Origin of the sequence: Nocardia otitidiscaviarum NBRC 14405, assembly GCF_000308635.1 — a bacterium.
Lineage (GTDB): Bacteria > Actinomycetota > Actinomycetes > Mycobacteriales > Mycobacteriaceae > Nocardia > Nocardia otitidiscaviarum.
On record NZ_BAGD01000134.1, the window covers coordinates 28,879 to 45,363 of the forward strand.

A 16,485-nucleotide genomic window follows, 5' to 3' on the forward strand; every position below is an offset into this window, starting at 1 on the left:
CTACCCGCGCCGCTTCTCAGGAGGCGGGTGGGAGGCGGCCGTGGCGGCGCAACCAGCTCTTGTTGACACGCACACGCACGCGCTCCGGGGGCACCTCGTTGCCGGAGGCGCTGACCAGCTCGACGCGCACGGGCTCGCCCGTCGTGTCCTCCAGGCGTTCCAGCGGCGGGGTGCCGTCCTGGAGGTACTTGTCGCCCCACTGCCAGAGGGCTACCACCGCCGGTATCAGGTCCCAGCCCATCGGGGTGAGGACGTATTCGTGCCGGGTGCGTTTGCCCTCTTCCTGATAGGGGCGCTTCTCCAGCAGCCCCGCGTCGGTGAGTTTGCGTAGCGCGTTCGCGGCCGCAGCGTCGGTGATGCCCACGCGCGCGGCGAATCCGTCGAAGCGGCGGGTGCCGTAGTACGCCTCGCGCAGGATCAGGATCGCCGAGCGGGTGCCGACGATGTCGAGGGCTTTGGCGATGGAGCAGCCCTCGGGTTTCCATGCGCTCAGATCCCTGAGCGGTCCTTCCAAGACGAACGACATGACGCTCATCATACTCCCGCTGACTTGCCTCAAGTATTGCCAGCTCCTACGCTGACTTTAGAGCGGTTGAGCCAGCCGCCGGAAGGTCGGCCGCGACGCAGCGGCCTTTGCGAAGGAATCGCCATGAGAGACGCAGTCATCGTCGAAGCCGTCCGCACCCCCGTGGGCAAGGGCAAGCCCACCGGAGCCCTGCACGGCGTCCATCCCGTCGATCTGCTCGCGCACAGCCTGCGAGAAGTGGTGGCGCGCAGCGGCATCGACCCCGAACTCATCGACGACGTGATCGGCGGCGTGGTCACCGCCGTGGGCGAGCAGGGTTCCAACCTGACCCGCCGCGCCGCCCTCGCCGCCGGGTTTCCCGAATCCGTCCCCGCCACCACGGTCGACCGTCAGTGCGGCAGCAGCCAGCAGGCCATCCACTTCGCCGCCCAGGGCGTCATCGCGGGCGCGTACGACATCGTGGTGGCCGCGGGCGTGGAGTCCATGAGCCGGGTTCCCATGGGGGCCAATCTCATCGGCGCGGAGGATGTCACCGGTGTCGGCTTCGCCGAACGCTACCCCGAGGGCCTGGTCCCGCAGGGCATCAGCGCCGAACTCATCGCCGCCCGCTGGAATCTCGGCCGCACCCAGCTCGACGAGTTCGCTCTGTCCAGCCACGAAAAAGCCGCCCGCGCAACAAAAGACGGCTCCTTCGACGCCCAACTGGCCCCGCTGGCCGGACTGACCGCCGACGAGGGCATCCGGCTGGGCAGCACCCTCGAAACACTGTCGGGCCTGCGCCCCGCCTACTACAGCGAGGCCATGGCCGCCCGCTTCCCTGAGATCGACTGGAATATCACCGCGGCCAATGCCAGCCAGATCAACGACGGCAGCTCCGCCGTCCTCATCATGACCAGCGAACGAGCCGCCCAGCTCGGCCTGCGCCCCCTCGCCCGCGTCCACAGCTTCGCCGTCGCGGGCGACGACCCCCTGCTCATGCTGACCGCCGTCATCCCCGCCACCCGAAAGGTCCTGCACCGAGCCGGACTCCAACTCTCCGACATCGACCTCTTCGAGGTGAACGAGGCATTCTCCTCCGTGGTCCTGGCCTGGGCCCACGACACCGGCGCCGACCTCGCCAAGGTCAACGTCAACGGCGGCGCCATAGCCATCGGCCACCCCCTCGGCGCCTCCGGCGGCCGCCTCGCCACCACCCTCGTCCACGCCATGCACGACCACGGCGCCCGCTGGGGCCTGCAAACCATGTGCGAGGCAGGAGGTCTGGCCAACGCCACCATCTACGAACGGATTCGGTAGTCGAGCACCGTCACCGCCCCCGGTGCGTCGGCGCTACCGGCGACACCTCGCCACGCCCACCGGTAATTCGACCGATGCGGGTACCGATAGGCCCACTCATACCGTCTTCCTCGTGATGACAGCGACCGCATCCGCGGTGAGCACGCAGAGGAGATGACGATGAGCGAGCATGTCGATCAGGCAGTGGATCCCGCATTGGATCGGCTGGTGGGGACATGGCGGGTCACCGGGGGTGCGGTGGGAACCGTCACCTACCGCTGGATGACCGGGCGGCGGTTCCTGATCCAGGATGTGGAGTTGGAGCAGTACGGGGAACGGATCGTCGGGATGGAGGTGATCGGGCGGGAGCGGCCCTTCGGGGCACAGGAACCCAGCGCCGACATCAAGAGCAGGTATTACGGCGACAAGGGCGAGACGCTGGATTACGTGTACGAGATGGACGGCGACGTGCTCACCATCTGGGCCGGGGAGAAGGGGTCACCGGCGTATTTCCGGGGCTCGCTAGACCCCGCCGGTGACGTGATGGACGGGGCCTGGGTGTACCCCGGGGGCGGCGGTTACGACTCCACCATGACCCGCGTCGGCCAACGGTAGACCGAGGGCGCGCCGGACCTGGACCACACCGGTCCGGCTTCGCCCCCCGCGAGCGCGGCCGGTTGTTACCGTGCAGTGGTGATACTCGGGCGGGCGGACGAGTCGGCGCGCATCGAGCGCCTGCTCGCGAACGCGCGCGACGGGCACGGCGGCGCTCTGGTGATCCGCGGTGAGGCCGGGATCGGCAAGACCGCACTGCTCGACCACGCCGAACGCGCCGCGGCGGGGCTGCGCGTGCTGCGCGGCGTGGGCATCGAGTCGGAGGTCGAGGTCCCCTTCGCCGGATTGCACCTGCTGTTCCACACCTACCTGGATCGACTCGCCACCTTGCCGGAGCCCCAGGCGCAGGCATTGCGCGCCGCCTTCGGCCTGTCCGACCACGATATCGGCGAACGATTCCTGACCAATGTCGCCGCCCTGTCGCTGCTGTCCGAGCTGGCCGCCGACGGCCCCGTGGTATGCCTCGTCGATGACGCGCACTGGTTCGACCGAGCCTCCCTCGATGCGCTGTTGTTCGCCGCCAGGCGATTACGGCAGGAGCCGGTGGCCATGGTGTTCACCGCGCGTGCGGATGTCCCGGACTTCCCGGCCGCCGGGCTGGAGACCATGCGGCTCGCCGCGCTGGACCGCGTCGGCGCGACCGCACTGCTCGATCAGCGGGCGGGCGACCTGACCGGTCCGATGCGCGCCCGGATCCTGGCGGACGCACGCGGAAACCCACTCGCCATCATCGAATTCACCGCGGCGATCACCTCGCGCGCGGCGACGGGCAGCACGTGGTCGCTACCCGTCGAGCCGCTGCCCGTGGACAGGCAGGTGCAGGCCGCTTTCAGCGCCAGAATCGGAACGCTTCCGGAGGCGACGCGGCGGCTGCTGGTGCTGGCCGCGGCCGATGTCACCGCGGATCCGCCGATCGTGGTGCGTGCCGGGGAGCGGCTCGGACTGAGCGCCGCCGACCTGGAACCAGCCGAGCAGGCTGCCCTCATCGAGCTGTCCGCCCAGCGAATCTCGTTCCGGCATCCCCTGATTCGGACCGCCGCCTACCAGAGTGCGCCCCGCCACTGGCAACTCGACGCGCACCGGGCCCTCGCCGACACGCTGACCGGGGCCGACTACGCCGACCATCGCGCCTGGCATCTGGCCGCGGCCACCATCACCGTCGATGAGACCGCCGCCGCCACCCTGGAGCAGGTGGCCCGGCGTGCCGCCCGACGCGGCGGTGCGGCCGCGGTCGCGCACGCACTCGAACGCAGTGCCCGGCTCAGTCCCGATCCGGAACAGCGCAGCCGACGACTCGCCGCCGCCGCTCGCGCGGCCTATGACGCCGGAGCCCTCGACCAGGCCGCCGACTGCGCGCGCGTCGCAGCGGAAATCGCCACCAGCGGAACCGTTCTCGCCGACCTCAGCTGGGTCCGAGCTCAGATCGCCTACGAGCGTGATTCGCCGACCACCGCCGCCGCCCTGATGCTGGCGGGCGCGGCACCGATAGTCGGCACCCTGCCGCGGCAAGCGGTCTCGATGCTCACCGACGCCATCGGATGCGCCAAGGACGGCGGCGCGCACGACCTGGTGAGCCGTGCCGCGCGACTGCTCGCCGACGTGCGGCTCGCACCGGACGATCCGCTGCGGCCGGTGGTCGACGGCATGATCGGCGTTGGCGAGCTGTTCGACGGCCGCGCCCGCGCGGGCACGGCCGGTATGCGTCGGCTGATATCCGCAGCGCGCGAGGGACGCGCGCCAGGCATGGTGGAGCGGGTGCTGGCCGGATATCTGGCGCTCATCATCGACGATCGGGCCGCCGCCGAGATACTGGAGGCGCTGGTCGCCGATATCCGCCGTTCGGGTGCGCTCGGCTGGCTACCGTATGCCCAGGAGCCGCTGGCGATCGCGCTGCTGCTCCAAGGGCGCTTCCGCGACGCGGAAACCGTTGTCACCGAGGCACTGTCGACGTCCACCGAACTGGGCCAGCACACCCAGGCACTCATCATGTCCGCCATCCCGGCGTGGCTGGCGGCGGTGGCGGGCGACGCCGACAGCTGCCGCACCCACGCCGCGACCATGCTCCGCGACCGAGCTCGGCATCCCACCAATGCCGCCCTCGCCACCTGGGCGCTCGGTCTGCTCGACCTCGGTCAGGGCCGATTCGACACGGCCACGGAATATTTGGAGTCCGTCTGCACCGGGCCCGGTCGCCGGGACTTCCTGGTTCGAGCCATTCCGGATCACATGGAGGCGGCCATCCGTGGCGGCCGGACGGCACAGGCGGATCGGCACCTGCCCGCGCTCGCCGAGTGGGCCGAGCACACCCGCCGGCCGCAGGCCGACGCGCTGGTGCAACGCTGCCTCGCCCTGGCGGCGACGGACGACCCGGAAAAGTGTTACGGCACCGCCCTTCGACTGCACGCGGAGTCCGAACACACCTACGACTACGCACGCACCGCACTCCTCTACGGCGAATGGCTCCGCAGGCAGCGCCGCCGCACCGAGGCCCACACCCACCTGTCCGAGGCGTCGCGCATCTTCGAGCGACTCGCGGCCACCGCCTGGGCGGACCGGGCCCGCGCCGAACTGACCGCCCTCGGCGACCGCCCGGTCGCCCGGCCGCACGATCACGACCCCGCGGCTCGCCTCACTCCCCAAGAGCTGCAGGTGGTCCGGCTCGCCGCGGCCGGGCTCAGCAACCGCGACATCGCCGCCCAACTGTTCCTCAGCCCCCGCACCGTCGGCCACCACCTCTACCGCGCCTACCCGAAGCTCGGCATCACCAAGCGCACGGAACTCGTCCGATTCACGCTGTGACGCAGGGGATGCCGAGCATCGATCGATCCGCCGAGCGGTATCACGCGATACCGACGGCGGTCGCCTCCACAGCCGTGCGGCGGCGACGGGACGGCTGCAGCATGGTCGGATGCGAGATGCTCCAGGCCGCGGTCTTGCAGATGAGCTCCTTGACCCGTGCGGCCGACCGGCCGGTGAGGGCGGAGGGCTTGGGCCGGTCGTCGGGGGTCACCCACTGCACGATGGCGTCGCGGCGGCCGAGGCTGATGCACTGGCCCGTGTAGCCGATCTCGTTGCGAGGCATCGTGCGGCCGGTCAGGCGAGCCGCGATGGCGTCGGCGGCCAGATGGGCCGTGGGGACTCCGGAGGCGCAGGACATGCGCAGCGGATCGCCGTTCCCGCCGGGGGCGCGGGCGGCGTCGCCGACGGCGTAGACATCCGGGTGCGAGAGCGACCGCATGGTGTCGTCGACCACGATCTGCCCGGTCTCCGAGACCTGCACGGTGGTGGCCGCGGCGATCGGATGGACCGCGAAACCGGCTGTCCACACTGTCAGTGCGGACCCGATCTCGCGACCGTCGGCGGTGACCACGCCGTCCGGTTCGACGCGGGCGATATCGGTGTTCTCGTGCACGGTGATACCGAGCCGGTCGAACGCCGCACGCAGATGCCGCCTGGCCTTCGCACCCAACCAATCACCGAGGCCGCCGCGTGCGACCAGCGCGACCTCGAGATCCGTTCGCGCCTCGGCGATTTCGGTGGCCGCCTCGATACCGGTGAGGCCGCCGCCCACGACCAGCACGGTCGCGCCCGCGCTGAGATCCGCCAGGCGCTCCCGCACCCGCAGCGCGGACCCCTTGCCCGCGATGTCGTAGGCGTGTTCGGCCGCACCGGGCACGCCGCCGTCCGCGGCGGCGCTGCCGAGCGCGTACACCAGGGTGTCGTAGGCGATGTCGCGGGTGCCCTCGGCATCGACGACGGCGACCTTTTTGCGATCGGCATCCAGCGCCGTCACCCGCGCCACGTCCACCCGCACGCCGGTGCCGGCGAAAACGTCGGTCAGCACGCGGCGGCGCAGCTCCTGGCCCGTCGCCAGCTGGTGCATGCGCACCCGCTCGACGAATTCGGGATCGACGTTGACGAGGGTGATGTCGACATCGGCGGGGTGCAGCCGCTTGGCCAGGCGACCGGCGGCGTTGGCTCCGGCGTATCCGGCTCCGAGAACGACGATGCGGTGCTTCATGGTCTCACTCCTGTCTGGGTGGTGTTCGCTACCTGAACCGGGCAGCGGCGCGAAACCTGACAGACACGGACTGTGAGCTAGGTCACCACCCCGTGGTGAGGGGGTCCGGGTGCTCCGACACAGCCCAGTGCCGGGTGGCGCGGTCGAGCTTGGCCGGGTTGGCCTGGGTGTGCACGGCCGTGATTCCCTCGGTGGTCACCTCCAGGGTGATGATGCCGACGATCCGTTCGCCGACCGTGATCACCAGCGCCGGAACGCCATTCGCCACCGCGGCGAACATGTCGGCGCGACCGCCGATCATCGCCCATTTGCCCTCGGTGGCCTCGAACAGGCGGCGCAGGAACCGCGCCACCCGCAGTGCCCCGGTGACCGGCTCCGGCAGCGAGAACACCACACCGCCGCCGTCGCCCGCGCTGATCGCGTCGTCGGCCAGCATGCGCACCAGTGCGTCGGTGTCACCGCTGAGCGCGGCCGCCAGGAATTCCTCGACCACCTTGCGCGCGGCGGCGTCGTCGACCTCCCGGCGGGTCCGGTCGCTGGCCAGATGCTGTTTGGCGCGCCGATAGATCTGATAGCAGTTCGACTCGGTGAGCTCGAGCATGTCGGCGATCTCACCGTGCGAGTAGCCGAAGGCCTCCCGGAGCACGTACACGACGCGCTCCCTGGCCGTCAGCCGTTCCATCAGGGTGAGCATGGCGATGGACACCGATTCGCGTTGTTCGACGGTGTCGGCCGGGCCGAACATCCGGTCCCCGGCGAAGACCGGCTCGGGCAGCCACTGCCCCACATAGGATTCGCGCCGCGCCCGCGCCGAGGTGAGCTGATTCAGGCAGATATTGGTGAGCACCTTCGTCAGCCACGCCTCGGGCGTCTCGACGAGTTCGTGGTCGGCGGCGTGCCAGCGCACGAACGTGTCCTGCACCGCGTCCTCGGCATCACTCGCCGACCCCAACAGCCGATACGCGATCGCCTCCAGGCGAGCCCTGGACCTCTCGAACACTTCGACCTCGTGCACACCGACCACCATGGCCTGAAGTTAACCGTACGAGACGCCGACCGGTCACTACCCTGTCTGCGCGCAGAGCACGTGGTACGCGCGGACGGCGTCCTCCGGGAAGACGAGCACCCGCCAGCACGGGCGGTCCGACCGTCTCGCGGTCGCGGTGGTGGCGCGGATATCGTTGGCTCGGAGAAGAGCTCGAACGGAACCCGCCGCGGCTTCGGTGGCGGCGGTGGCTATCGCGAACAGCAGGCCGAAATCCTCCGCGGCTGGCTCGGTGCGCCGGGCGCGGCGGCCGATCATCGGTCGCCCGCTTCGCCGACTCGACGCCGCTGGTTGTCGCGAAGCACGGTCAGCTGCCGACGCTCCTCCTCGTGGTCGATGGCCACGAGCAACTCCGCCTCGGATGCGGGGTCCGGGCGGAGGAACGAGCCCGATCCCGGTCGACCGGCCGCGCCGAGCCGGTTCATCTTCTTCGGCACCGGTGCGCCCTCGTATGCGAGCGGAACCGGTCGGCCGTGGTCGTCGCTCGGTCCCAGCGGTTGGTGCAGCTCGAGATATTCACCGTGCGGCAGGCGTGTGATCATGCCCGTCTCGATGCCGTGCTCGAGTACGGCCCTATCGCTGCGCTGCAATCCCAGGCACAGTCGATAGCTCGCGTAGTAGGCGAGCGGCGGTGCCAGCAGTGCGGCGAACCGGAAGAACCAGGTGGTGGCGTTCAACGAGATGTCGAATGTCAAGGCGATGACATCGTTCACGCACGCCAGCGTCACCACCAGATAGAAGGTCAGGGCCATGGCGCCGATCGCGGTGCGCACCGGCACATCGCGTGGCCGCTGGAGCAGATTGTGGTGCGCGGTGTCGTTCGACAGGCGCTTCTCGATCCACGGGTAGGTGATCAGGAGCGCGAATACGATGCCCATCGCCGCGGCGACCCAGAAAGCGCCGGGAATCGTGTAGCGGCCCAGATAGATTTCCCACGGCGGCATCAGGCGCAGCATGCCGTCGGCCCACATCATGTAGAAGTCGGGTTGGGAGCCCGCCGATACCTGCGCCGGATTGTAGGGCCCCAGATTCCAGACCGGATTGATCTGGAGCAGCCCGCCCAGCAACGACACCGTGGCCAGGGTGAACATGAAGAACGCACTCTGGTCGAGGGAGAACACCGGCACGATCCGAGTGCCCACCACATTGTTCTCGGTGCGCGCCGGACCGGGGAACTGAGTGTGCTTCTGGTACCACACGATTCCGATATGGGCGATGACCAGCGCCACCATGATCGCGGGAAACAGCAGCACGTGTGTGATGTACAACCGCGGAATGGTGATGGTACCGGGGAAATCACCGTCGAAGAGCATCCAGTGCAGCCAGGTGCCCACGATCGGCACCGACATCGTGATACCCGAGAAAGCCGCGCGCAGACCGGTACCCGACAGCAGATCGTCGGGCAGCGAGTACCCGAAGAATCCCTCGAACATGGCGATGATCAGGAGCAGGCAGCCGATCACCCAGGTGATCTCACGCGGGCGGCGGAACGCACCGGTGAAGAAGATCCGGCACATGTGCACGATCATCGAGGCCACGAAAAGCAGTGCGGCCCAATGGTGGAGCTGCCGCACGAACAGCCCGCCCCGCACCTCGAAGCTGATGTGCAGCGTCGACTCGTACGCCCGCGACATGGTCACCCCGCGCAAGGGTTGATACACACCGTCGTACACGACCTCACTCATCGACGGGTCGAAGAACAACGTCAGATACACCCCGGAGAGCAACAGAATGATGAAGGTGTAGAGCGCGATCTCCCCGAGCAGAAACGACCAGTGCGTCGGAAACACCTTGTTGATCGAGCGTTTGACGAACGCCGCCGCCTGGTAACGCTCATCCGCCCCGTCCACCCCCCGCACCACGGCACTCATGAGTTCACGACCTCCTGCCCGTCGACAACCGCTGCCCACATGACGCCGCGAGCCGCCGATTCCTGACAGGATGTGACTCAGATCACCAGCTGCCGTTCGCGCCCCCGAAGGGGGACGCCACACCGGTCAAACGCCTTGTATCAGGCAGGAGAGTGCGTTCGCCGCCCGGTGCCGCGTCCTCGCCACAACGATCGGCTCACAGCCGTAAGCGGTACCCTCACCGGCCCAGCCGCCATGCTGTTGATGTGGGTACCATTGCGTTCTTCATCGCACCCAACGATCAGGCTGCCGCCGGGACACGATCGGGGGGCCAGGGACAAACTATCCCTCGGTCATATGCCAGGGCTTCGATCCCGATGATGCAGTTGTCGAGTGGGACATGTACTTCGAGGCTCCTTCCGCGAAGCTTCCACCTCTCGAGACGCTTCGCACGAGGCAATGGCCGATCTCGGTAGCCGAGATCGTCAACGATGGCACCGGCGTGTTCGTTGTCCCGGATCGATTGGCCCACGCGCTCGCCCACGCCGGCCCCAAGGACCTGGACGAACTCACCTACCGTCGGCCCGCGGGGTTACGTCAGGTGGGCGGAGAGTCAACATGACCTGCGACAACCCGTGGGAAATCCTGCAAAAGGTTGCCCGGTTCGCCGCTACCGCGGTCGGCACGGGTGACCGACTCTATTGCTGGCATTTCCTGAACGGCTAACGCTGCGATCGGACTCAACCGGGCGTTCCGCCGGTCTCGGATCCGTTCGGCCTGTCGATCTTCGGCCGGCCCGAGATGGCCTGTTCGGCCAGCCGTGCGGACTCTGATCAGCACGACGATCGGGTCTGCGGGCGCGGGAGGCGGAACAGCCGGCGTAGTCGGTGCAGGGCCTGGAGGTCGCCGGATGCGGAGGCGGCGCCGTTGTCGATCGCCTCGGCGAGGGTTGACCGGCCCGCGGCGAGGTCGCGGAAGGCCTCACCGCCGGTCGTGATGGTCACGTCGGGGTGTTGGGCCGGTCCGTGCAGCGTTTCGATGGCGCCGTCGTCGATGCGGGCGTGGAAGATCTCCTCCTCGACCCGGAACTCGTACAGTGCGTGCAAGCCGGCGGCCGCTTCGGGATCGAAGCAAGCTCTCAGGCCGAGCACGGCCCAGCCGGGGTGGAAGGTCTCCTGTTCCCGGGGTTCCTGCATTGCCCATTTCAGGCCCCACCGGGCCAGGGCCAGCACCGCTGGGCCAAGCTCTTCGCCGGCCTGGGTGAGGGCATAGGCGGGGGTGCGGGCCGGTGGCGGGAGAGTGATCTTGTGGACGAGCCCTTCGCGTTCCAGATGCTTCATCCGTGCGGCCAGCAGGCCGGTGCCCAGGCCACGCAGGCTGTGCTGTAGATCGCCGAAGCGCTTGGGGCCCGTCAGCAACTCGCGGATCAGGAGCAGGGTCCAGCGTTCCCCGACGAGATCGAGGGTGCGTGCGGTCGCGCAGTACTGGTTGTAGGTTCGCTGTTCCACTTCAGCATTCTAATTCTGAAGGTTCCTGTTATTGAACCGGATGGCGTGGGCCTCCATGAGGAGGCGGGCGAGCGCCTCCGGGTGGGTGAGCATCACGTCGTGTGGACCGTCCAGGGCGATGGTCAGATACCCGACCGCCGTGGCGAACGCGTCGAAGGCGTAGGTCTGCGGTCGGCAGTAGATGCCTGTGCCCGGTATCCGGTCGACGGCTCCGCTCAGCCGGGTTGGCTCGGTGAAGGTGCGCAGTGGCTGGGTCCGCAGCCGCGGAGCGAGCCAGGCTGCGTCGTCGGGATCGGTGATACCGAACATCGCCGGAGCCGGGGCTGGGATCTGGTTGGCAGCGCTGGTGCGGGCGGCGGTCTGGATCGCGTGGACGAAAGCGGCAGGCGCGAGACTGAACATGCTGTCGCCGTCGTGGCCGGCCCAGCCGTCCAGGAGGATGACGTGGTCCACCAAGTCGGGCCGCAGGTCGGCCGCCTGCCGGACGACCAGGCCCGCGTAGCTGTGCCCGACCAGCACCAAACCGTCTGTCAGTGTGTCCTCGGCCGCAGCGTCGAGGGCGGTGAGCACGTCCTGGACGTGTGTGTGCAGGCCGATGTCGTTGTTCATAGTGAGGGCGGGGGTGATGGTCCGCGCTCCGGCTCGGTGCAGGAAAGGGGTCAGGCGATCCCAGGCCCAGGGGCCGTGCCAGGCGCCGTGGACGAGTACGAAGGTGGTCACAGGTGTCCTTCCGTGCGGATCAGGGGCATAACGAGGTCGGCGAACTCTTCCAGGCCCGCGTGATGGTTTTCGGCGGCCAGTCGGATCACCACGTGGTGTGCGCCGGCGCCGGCGTAAGCGCTGAGCCATTCGGCGGCTTCGTGTGCGGTGCCGGCGAACAGTGCCTGGATGGTCTCGACCGCCTCCAACGGGGCGTTGTAGTAGCGCTCGATGCTGGTGCGCAGGCGCCCGCGCGCCCGCTCGGGGTCCTCGTCCAGGCACAGCGTCGCATACAGCGCCGGAGTCGGCGTTCGGGCCGCCGACTGCTGAATGACGGCCAGGTCGCGGGCATAGTTCTGAACGGAGGGTGGATAAGGCAGCCAGCCGTCGGCCAGCCGCGCCACCCGCCGCAGCGCCGCAGCGCCGTCTCCCGGCAGCCAGATCTCCGGGCCTTGTGGCCGAGTCGGCGCAGGAGCCAGCTTCACATGCTGGAAGTCGAAGTGGTGACCGGTGTAGGAGACCTCTTCTCCGGTCCACAGCCGCCGCATTGCTTCGATCGATTCCTCCAAGCGGCCGATACGACGAGCGAAGGCGACGCCGACTGCGGTGAATTGGGCCTCGGTGTTGGCGTTGGGGAATCCGCCGCCCATGCCGACGATCAACCGCCCGTCGGCGAGCCGGTCCAAGGTGGCGAGTTGGTGGGCCAGCAGAATCGGATGACGTAGCGCGGGTAGCAGCACCGCGGTGCCGAGCGTGACGCGTCGGGTGGCGGCGGCCACGGCACCCAGCAGCAGCAGTGGGTCGGCGCGTGGCCTGGTCACGGGGCTGTCTCCCGCCCAGACGGAGTCGAAACCGAGAGCTTCGGCGCGGCGCGCCTGGTCGATCAGTTGCCTCGAATCGTGGTCACCGCTTACGGCTTGATCGCGTGTCGGCAGCAGGTAGCCGATCTTCAATGGAGTCATGTGTGGAGTCATGTGGTCACCTCTCAGGAGCCATCAGGTTCCACATCCTAAGGCTCAGACTTCCTGATTGTGAAGTAGTGGCTTCATTTTCGGGAATTTGCCTAGTCCGGCTGGAGTCCGCGCGGCGGTAATACCCGCTATGGGGAAAGGAGCTCTTAGGTGAAGTCGCCCGGAGTCGAGCAGGTACCGGCCGGCGTGTCAGACCAGCGGTGTGGATGGTGGCATCGGCTGGTTGGCCTCCGGTGAAATCACCTGGGGCGCTGTCACTTCGGTGATCGGTTCGGCGGGCCGGCGACGTAGTGCTCGGCTCCCAGTTCGTCAACCGTATCGAGCATCGTCCGCACGAACGCTTGCAGTCGTGCCGTCTCCACGCCCGGCATCCACACCGGTCGCCACGCATGCCCTTGCCCGTCGTCGAAGGGCACATAGACCGTTCCGCGCCGCGGGTAGTGCAATTCGGCGTGGCTGCCGGCGGGGTGCACACCCGCGCCGAAGGCGACCGCGGTCAGCACATCCTCGAAGGTGTGGGCGCCGATCGGCCTGGCCGGAGCGATATGCCAGGTCTCGTCGAGGTAGCGGTGCCAGTAGGCACTCGCCGGTCCGCCGATGGAGACCACGTCGATTCCCGTCGCGGTGCTGCTGATGGAACTGCTGCGGGCGATGCGGTGATCGCGCGGCACGATGAGTCCGGTCGGTTCGGTGAGCAGGACCGGCCCGGCGACCAGGTCGAGTTCATCGCGCCGCAGCGGCCCGAACACGTCGCCGAGGTGGACTTCACGAGCGCGCACCTCGCATTCGGGGTGGCGGGCCCGAAACATCAGGACGGAGTCGACCAGCAGACTTGCGGCGAGGCCACCTGATCGTCTGGCTGACTCTGGCCTGCGACAGCTGGCTTTTCAGAACAACTCTCACCGAAGGATGCACTCTCGCATGACCCTGTTATCGACCGGCCCGCCCGGGACGCAAACCGTGCGTCGGCCGGAACTCGCGCTGGGCGCGCTGGCTCTCGGCGCGTTCGGCATCGGCCTCACCGAGTTCGTCATCGTGGGTCTCCTGGGGGTGCTCGGCGACGACCTGTCCATCGCGGTGCCGGCCGCTGGCCTACTGGTCTCCGGCTACGCCGCCGGTGTAGCAGTCGGGGCGCCGCTGATGACGGCGCTGAGCGCCCGTGTTCCCCGCAAGACGATGCTCGTGTCGCTGATGGGGATCTTCATCCTGGGCAACCTGCTGTCAGCACTGGCACCGAATTACGAATTGCTGCTCGTCGGCCGGATCGTCGCCGCGCTCACCCACGGCGCGTTCTTCGGAATCGGCTCGGTCGTGGCCGCCGGTCTGGTCGCACCCGATCGACATGCCAGCGCCATTGGGTCTCGGCGGGGCCAGCTGCCGAACACGGCTGGGCGCAGCAGGGTGCGCCATCAGGGACTCGAACCCCGAACCCGCTGATTAAGAGTCAGCTGCTCTGCCAATTGAGCTAATGGCGCGTGCACTCGTGAGTGGTGCGGCAGGAACCTTAGCAGGCAGGGCCGGGAATGACCGAAACGTGCGGGTCAGTGCGGTCAGGCCGAGATGACGGCGATGAGGAAGCCGAGTATCCAGGAACCGGCGATGAGGGGGAAGGCGACCAGGGCCAGGGTCCACGCGCGCAGCTTCCAGCGGATGGCGCGGGCTATCCACAGGGCCACCAGCATGAGGGAGGTGGCGATGCCGAACCAGGCGACGGCGTAGGCCAGGGGGAGGTATCGGGTGTCGCCCGATTCACGTGTCGCTATCTCGTACACCGGAACGGTTTTCGCCGCGAAGACCGCCGTGGCGCACGCGAGAGCGTAGATCACCACGGTGGCAAGGCGATCCGTCCAGCGCACCGGCGGCTGCCACCACTGCGCCATGGCCCCAGCATGACCGATCGCGGAATTCCCAAGGACGGGAATGCCCGATACTCGGCGATAGACCGTCCGATGCCCATGGGTGAACGAGGTTAACGATGGTGTGCGCAAACCAGCCGATACCGAGTCGTGCCGGATCGAGTGCGGGCCCGGTGCTGCCATGACCAGTCGCGCGGACCTGGTCGGGTTCATCGATCTGTACGTTCCCAAGATCGCCGGTGGCTTCGTGAAATCGACCATCGAGGCCGCGGAGGAGTACTTCGAGACCGCGATCCTGCTCTTCGCCTCCGGAGAGGGTAAGCGGCAACCCGACCTGGTGAGCTGGATGGACGAGCGGCGGCTGTTCAGCGACAAGGGGTTGTCCGCGCCGCCGGGTGAGGCGGTGATGGCCGAGGACTACACCTCGCGGCAAAGCGAGGTGGACGAAGAGAAGCGGCAGATCGACGAGCAGGGCGACGCGGTCCGCGATTCCGCGTTCGCGACCTTCGACCTGTCGAATTCGACATATGTGTCGATCAAGGAACGCATCGAACGTCTCGACACCGAACTCCGCGGCATCACCGAACGCACCGATGTACGCGATCTGGACTCCGACGGCAATACCGGGGAGTATCTGCCGCTGACCGCCGCGCAGAACATGCAGGCGCTCCGTCTGGTGCTCAACGCGGTGTCGGATGTCCACGGTGCGGTGGAGAACGCGTCGGCGACGAGCCGGAATCATGCCGGCGATATCGACCGCTCCCATCCCGCGCCGATGAGCTACTCGGCTCCCGTAGCGCCCGTAGCACCCGTGGCGCGCTACAACGGGACCACTCCCTGGACACCCACCAATGCGAGCTATGTGGCGTCCGACGTCACCGATCCCGCGGCCCGTGCCCTCGCGGCCGCCCGGAGTCAACTCGGCGTCCGCGAATTCGGCAACAACTCCGTGAACGCCCCGTACAACATCAACGACGCGTGGTGCGCGTCGTACGCCGACTGGGTCTGGGATCAAGCGGGCCATCAGGTCGACTGGACCAACAAGAACTACGTACCCGCTATCTGGAACGACGCGCAGAGTATGGGGCTGGCGGCATCCCCCTACGACGCCGAGCCCGGCGATATGGTCATCTTCAACTGGGACGGTGGAGAACCCGACCATGTCGGAATCGTCGTGGCCCGGGTGGGCGACACCATCTACACCATCGAGGGCAATACCACCGGACCGGACGGGGTCGACGGTGTCTACGAGAAGCAGCGCACGATCAGCTCCGGCCAGATCGTCGGCATCGTGAAGCAGCCGCCCACCACCGCAGCGCCACAGGAACGCCCCGGAGAACTGCTGGTCTGAGTGCGTCAGCCGACAGCGCCGCCGACCAGGAAATGCCCCACCGCACCGGATATCACGATCACCGGCAGCGCGATGGCGGGCCAGAGCCAGGCGCTGCGGCGGGTCACGGCCGATACGGCGGCGAGCACCAGGGCGCAACCGAGGGCGAGGGTGATGCCGCCACCGGCGATCACGAAACCCACCAGCGCCTGCGCGGGCGGACGAATCACGGTGCACTGCACCGAGAAATCGCGTTGCGCGGTGCAGCGGTTGCGGATCAGGTCGAATGCCTTGCCGAAGAGGTCATAGGCCCAGAAGAGGGCGACCAGCACCCCGACCGCGTAGACGGCGGTCGCGAGCAGCAGATCCTTCCTCCGCAACGGTTGGCGCGCCGTGGACTCCGTTGCGTCGCTGTCGCTTCGGGTCGCGGACATCCCGTCACCCGAGGGCTCCGCGGGCGACTCCACCGCCGGCTGCGCACCGCTCCGGGGATATCCCCGCTGCACGCCGGGCGCACCCGGATGCGGTGCGGCATCGCGGAATACGCCGGATGGGCCCTGCGGTCGCGATTCGCCGGGAGGAACTCGACGACCGGGACCGCCCCCCGGAACAGGACCGATCGGAGTACTGGGAGGTCCGTTCGGAACCGATCCAGGTCCACTCGGAACACCAATCGGGCGAACCGGGCCACCCGGGTTACCAGCGGGCCCACCCGGTGATTGCGGTGGCCCGCCCGGAGTTCCGAACGTTCCGCCCGGACCGCCTGCGGGATACGGGGGACGGGTGGAT

General features: G+C 68.2%; 14 protein-coding genes, 1 tRNA gene and 1 pseudogene. 5 read left to right on the forward strand and 11 right to left on the reverse strand.

Annotated elements, in window-relative coordinates; translation table 11 throughout:
• Nucleotides 1–16: 16 nt before the first annotated feature.
• A complete protein-coding gene (locus ON31_RS28925; RefSeq protein WP_085996507.1) occupies nucleotides 17–538 on the reverse strand; it encodes a winged helix-turn-helix transcriptional regulator in 522 nt (173 codons plus the stop codon).
• A 111-nt stretch (nucleotides 539–649) separates the two neighbouring features.
• On the opposite strand from ON31_RS28925, the gene ON31_RS28930 reads away from it, so the two are divergent.
• The 3 genes from ON31_RS28930 to ON31_RS28940 all read left to right on the forward strand — a co-directional run bounded on the left by ON31_RS28930 (nucleotide 650) and on the right by ON31_RS28940 (nucleotide 5,215).
• Nucleotides 650–1,822: a thiolase family protein gene (locus ON31_RS28930; protein WP_039818144.1), complete on the forward strand. Its 1,173-nt coding sequence runs from the start codon at nucleotides 650–652 to the stop codon at nucleotides 1,820–1,822.
• A 159-nt stretch (nucleotides 1,823–1,981) separates the two neighbouring features.
• Nucleotides 1,982–2,416 carry a hypothetical protein gene (locus ON31_RS28935; RefSeq protein ID WP_039818187.1) on the forward strand — a complete coding sequence of 145 codons (435 nt, stop codon included), beginning with the start codon at nucleotides 1,982–1,984 and terminating at the stop codon, nucleotides 2,414–2,416.
• A 78-nt stretch (nucleotides 2,417–2,494) separates the two neighbouring features.
• Nucleotides 2,495–5,215 carry an ATP-binding protein gene (locus ON31_RS28940; RefSeq protein ID WP_147287014.1) on the forward strand — a complete coding sequence of 907 codons (2,721 nt, stop codon included), beginning with the start codon at nucleotides 2,495–2,497 and terminating at the stop codon, nucleotides 5,213–5,215.
• 40 nt (nucleotides 5,216–5,255) lie between these two features.
• On the opposite strand, the gene ON31_RS28945 is transcribed toward ON31_RS28940, so the two are convergent.
• From ON31_RS28945 to ON31_RS28985, 7 genes are all read right to left on the reverse strand, one after another.
• The gene (locus ON31_RS28945; protein ID WP_039818147.1) at nucleotides 5,256–6,437 is read right to left on the reverse strand and encodes an NAD(P)/FAD-dependent oxidoreductase; all 1,182 of its coding nucleotides are present in this window, start codon (nucleotides 6,435–6,437) and stop codon (nucleotides 5,256–5,258) included.
• Nucleotides 6,438–6,519: 82 nt separating this feature from the next.
• Entirely contained in the window at nucleotides 6,520–7,464 is a 945-nt protein-coding gene (gene sigJ, locus ON31_RS28950) for an RNA polymerase sigma factor SigJ (RefSeq protein ID WP_039818149.1), read from the reverse strand.
• 272 nt (nucleotides 7,465–7,736) lie between these two features.
• Nucleotides 7,737–9,353 carry a cytochrome bc1 complex cytochrome b subunit gene (gene qcrB / locus ON31_RS28960; protein WP_039818152.1) on the reverse strand — a complete coding sequence of 539 codons (1,617 nt, stop codon included), beginning with the start codon at nucleotides 9,351–9,353 and terminating at the stop codon, nucleotides 7,737–7,739.
• An 812-nt stretch (nucleotides 9,354–10,165) separates the two neighbouring features.
• Nucleotides 10,166–10,840 (reverse strand): winged helix-turn-helix transcriptional regulator, encoded by a 675-nt coding sequence (locus ON31_RS28970; RefSeq protein WP_039818154.1) that lies wholly within the window; start codon nucleotides 10,838–10,840, stop codon nucleotides 10,166–10,168.
• 9 nt (nucleotides 10,841–10,849) lie between these two features.
• Nucleotides 10,850–11,560: an alpha/beta hydrolase gene (locus ON31_RS28975; RefSeq protein WP_039818156.1), complete on the reverse strand. Its 711-nt coding sequence runs from the start codon at nucleotides 11,558–11,560 to the stop codon at nucleotides 10,850–10,852.
• On the reverse strand, nucleotides 11,557–12,513 hold the full coding sequence (locus tag ON31_RS28980) for an LLM class flavin-dependent oxidoreductase (RefSeq protein WP_039818158.1): 957 nt from the start codon (nucleotides 12,511–12,513) through the stop codon (nucleotides 11,557–11,559). Before ON31_RS28980 ends, ON31_RS28975 begins: the two co-directional genes overlap by 4 nt.
• 251 nt (nucleotides 12,514–12,764) lie before the next feature.
• Nucleotides 12,765–13,340: a LysR substrate-binding domain-containing protein gene (locus tag ON31_RS28985; RefSeq protein ID WP_255222301.1), complete on the reverse strand. Its 576-nt coding sequence runs from the start codon at nucleotides 13,338–13,340 to the stop codon at nucleotides 12,765–12,767.
• 91 nt (nucleotides 13,341–13,431) lie between these two features.
• On the opposite strand from ON31_RS28985, the pseudogene ON31_RS35930 reads away from it, so the two are divergent.
• Nucleotides 13,432–13,866, forward strand: a pseudogene (locus ON31_RS35930) (MFS transporter); the annotation flags it as partial.
• A gap of 46 nt (nucleotides 13,867–13,912) precedes the next feature.
• Here ON31_RS35930 and ON31_RS28990 read toward each other — a convergent pair.
• Together ON31_RS28990 and ON31_RS28995 are read right to left on the reverse strand one after the other, a co-directional pair.
• Nucleotides 13,913–13,985, reverse strand: a tRNA-Lys gene (locus tag ON31_RS28990).
• A 75-nt stretch (nucleotides 13,986–14,060) separates the two neighbouring features.
• Nucleotides 14,061–14,390 (reverse strand): hypothetical protein, encoded by a 330-nt coding sequence (locus tag ON31_RS28995; protein ID WP_039818160.1) that lies wholly within the window; start codon nucleotides 14,388–14,390, stop codon nucleotides 14,061–14,063.
• Between the two features lie 157 nt (nucleotides 14,391–14,547).
• On the opposite strand from ON31_RS28995, the gene ON31_RS29000 reads away from it, so the two are divergent.
• A complete protein-coding gene (locus ON31_RS29000; protein WP_039818161.1) occupies nucleotides 14,548–15,717 on the forward strand; it encodes a CHAP domain-containing protein in 1,170 nt (389 codons plus the stop codon).
• A gap of 5 nt (nucleotides 15,718–15,722) precedes the next feature.
• Here ON31_RS29000 and ON31_RS29005 read toward each other — a convergent pair whose 3' ends face one another.
• A complete protein-coding gene (locus ON31_RS29005) occupies nucleotides 15,723–16,130 on the reverse strand; it encodes a hypothetical protein (protein WP_039818162.1) in 408 nt (135 codons plus the stop codon).
• Between the last annotated feature and the right edge of the window lie 355 nt (nucleotides 16,131–16,485).

What these genes read in the sequence shown, in the direction of transcription:
- qcrB (WP_039818152.1), bottom strand. Translation starts at nt 9,353, where the DNA reads ATGAGTGCCGTGGTGCGGGGGGTGGACGGGGCGGATGAGCGTTACCAG.
- sigJ (WP_039818149.1), bottom strand. Translation starts at nt 7,464, where the DNA reads ATGGTGGTCGGTGTGCACGAGGTCGAAGTGTTCGAGAGGTCCAGGGCT.
- ON31_RS28945 (WP_039818147.1), bottom strand. Translation starts at nt 6,437, where the DNA reads ATGAAGCACCGCATCGTCGTTCTCGGAGCCGGATACGCCGGAGCCAAC.
- ON31_RS29005 (WP_039818162.1), bottom strand. Translation starts at nt 16,130, where the DNA reads ATGTCCGCGACCCGAAGCGACAGCGACGCAACGGAGTCCACGGCGCGC.
- ON31_RS28930 (WP_039818144.1), top strand. Translation starts at nt 650, where the DNA reads ATGAGAGACGCAGTCATCGTCGAAGCCGTCCGCACCCCCGTGGGCAAG.
- ON31_RS28925 (WP_085996507.1), bottom strand. Translation starts at nt 538, where the DNA reads ATGATGAGCGTCATGTCGTTCGTCTTGGAAGGACCGCTCAGGGATCTG.
- ON31_RS28935 (WP_039818187.1), top strand. Translation starts at nt 1,982, where the DNA reads ATGAGCGAGCATGTCGATCAGGCAGTGGATCCCGCATTGGATCGGCTG.
- ON31_RS28980 (WP_039818158.1), bottom strand. Translation starts at nt 12,513, where the DNA reads ATGACTCCACACATGACTCCATTGAAGATCGGCTACCTGCTGCCGACA.
- ON31_RS28995 (WP_039818160.1), bottom strand. Translation starts at nt 14,390, where the DNA reads ATGGCGCAGTGGTGGCAGCCGCCGGTGCGCTGGACGGATCGCCTTGCC.
- ON31_RS29000 (WP_039818161.1), top strand. Translation starts at nt 14,548, where the DNA reads ATGACCAGTCGCGCGGACCTGGTCGGGTTCATCGATCTGTACGTTCCC.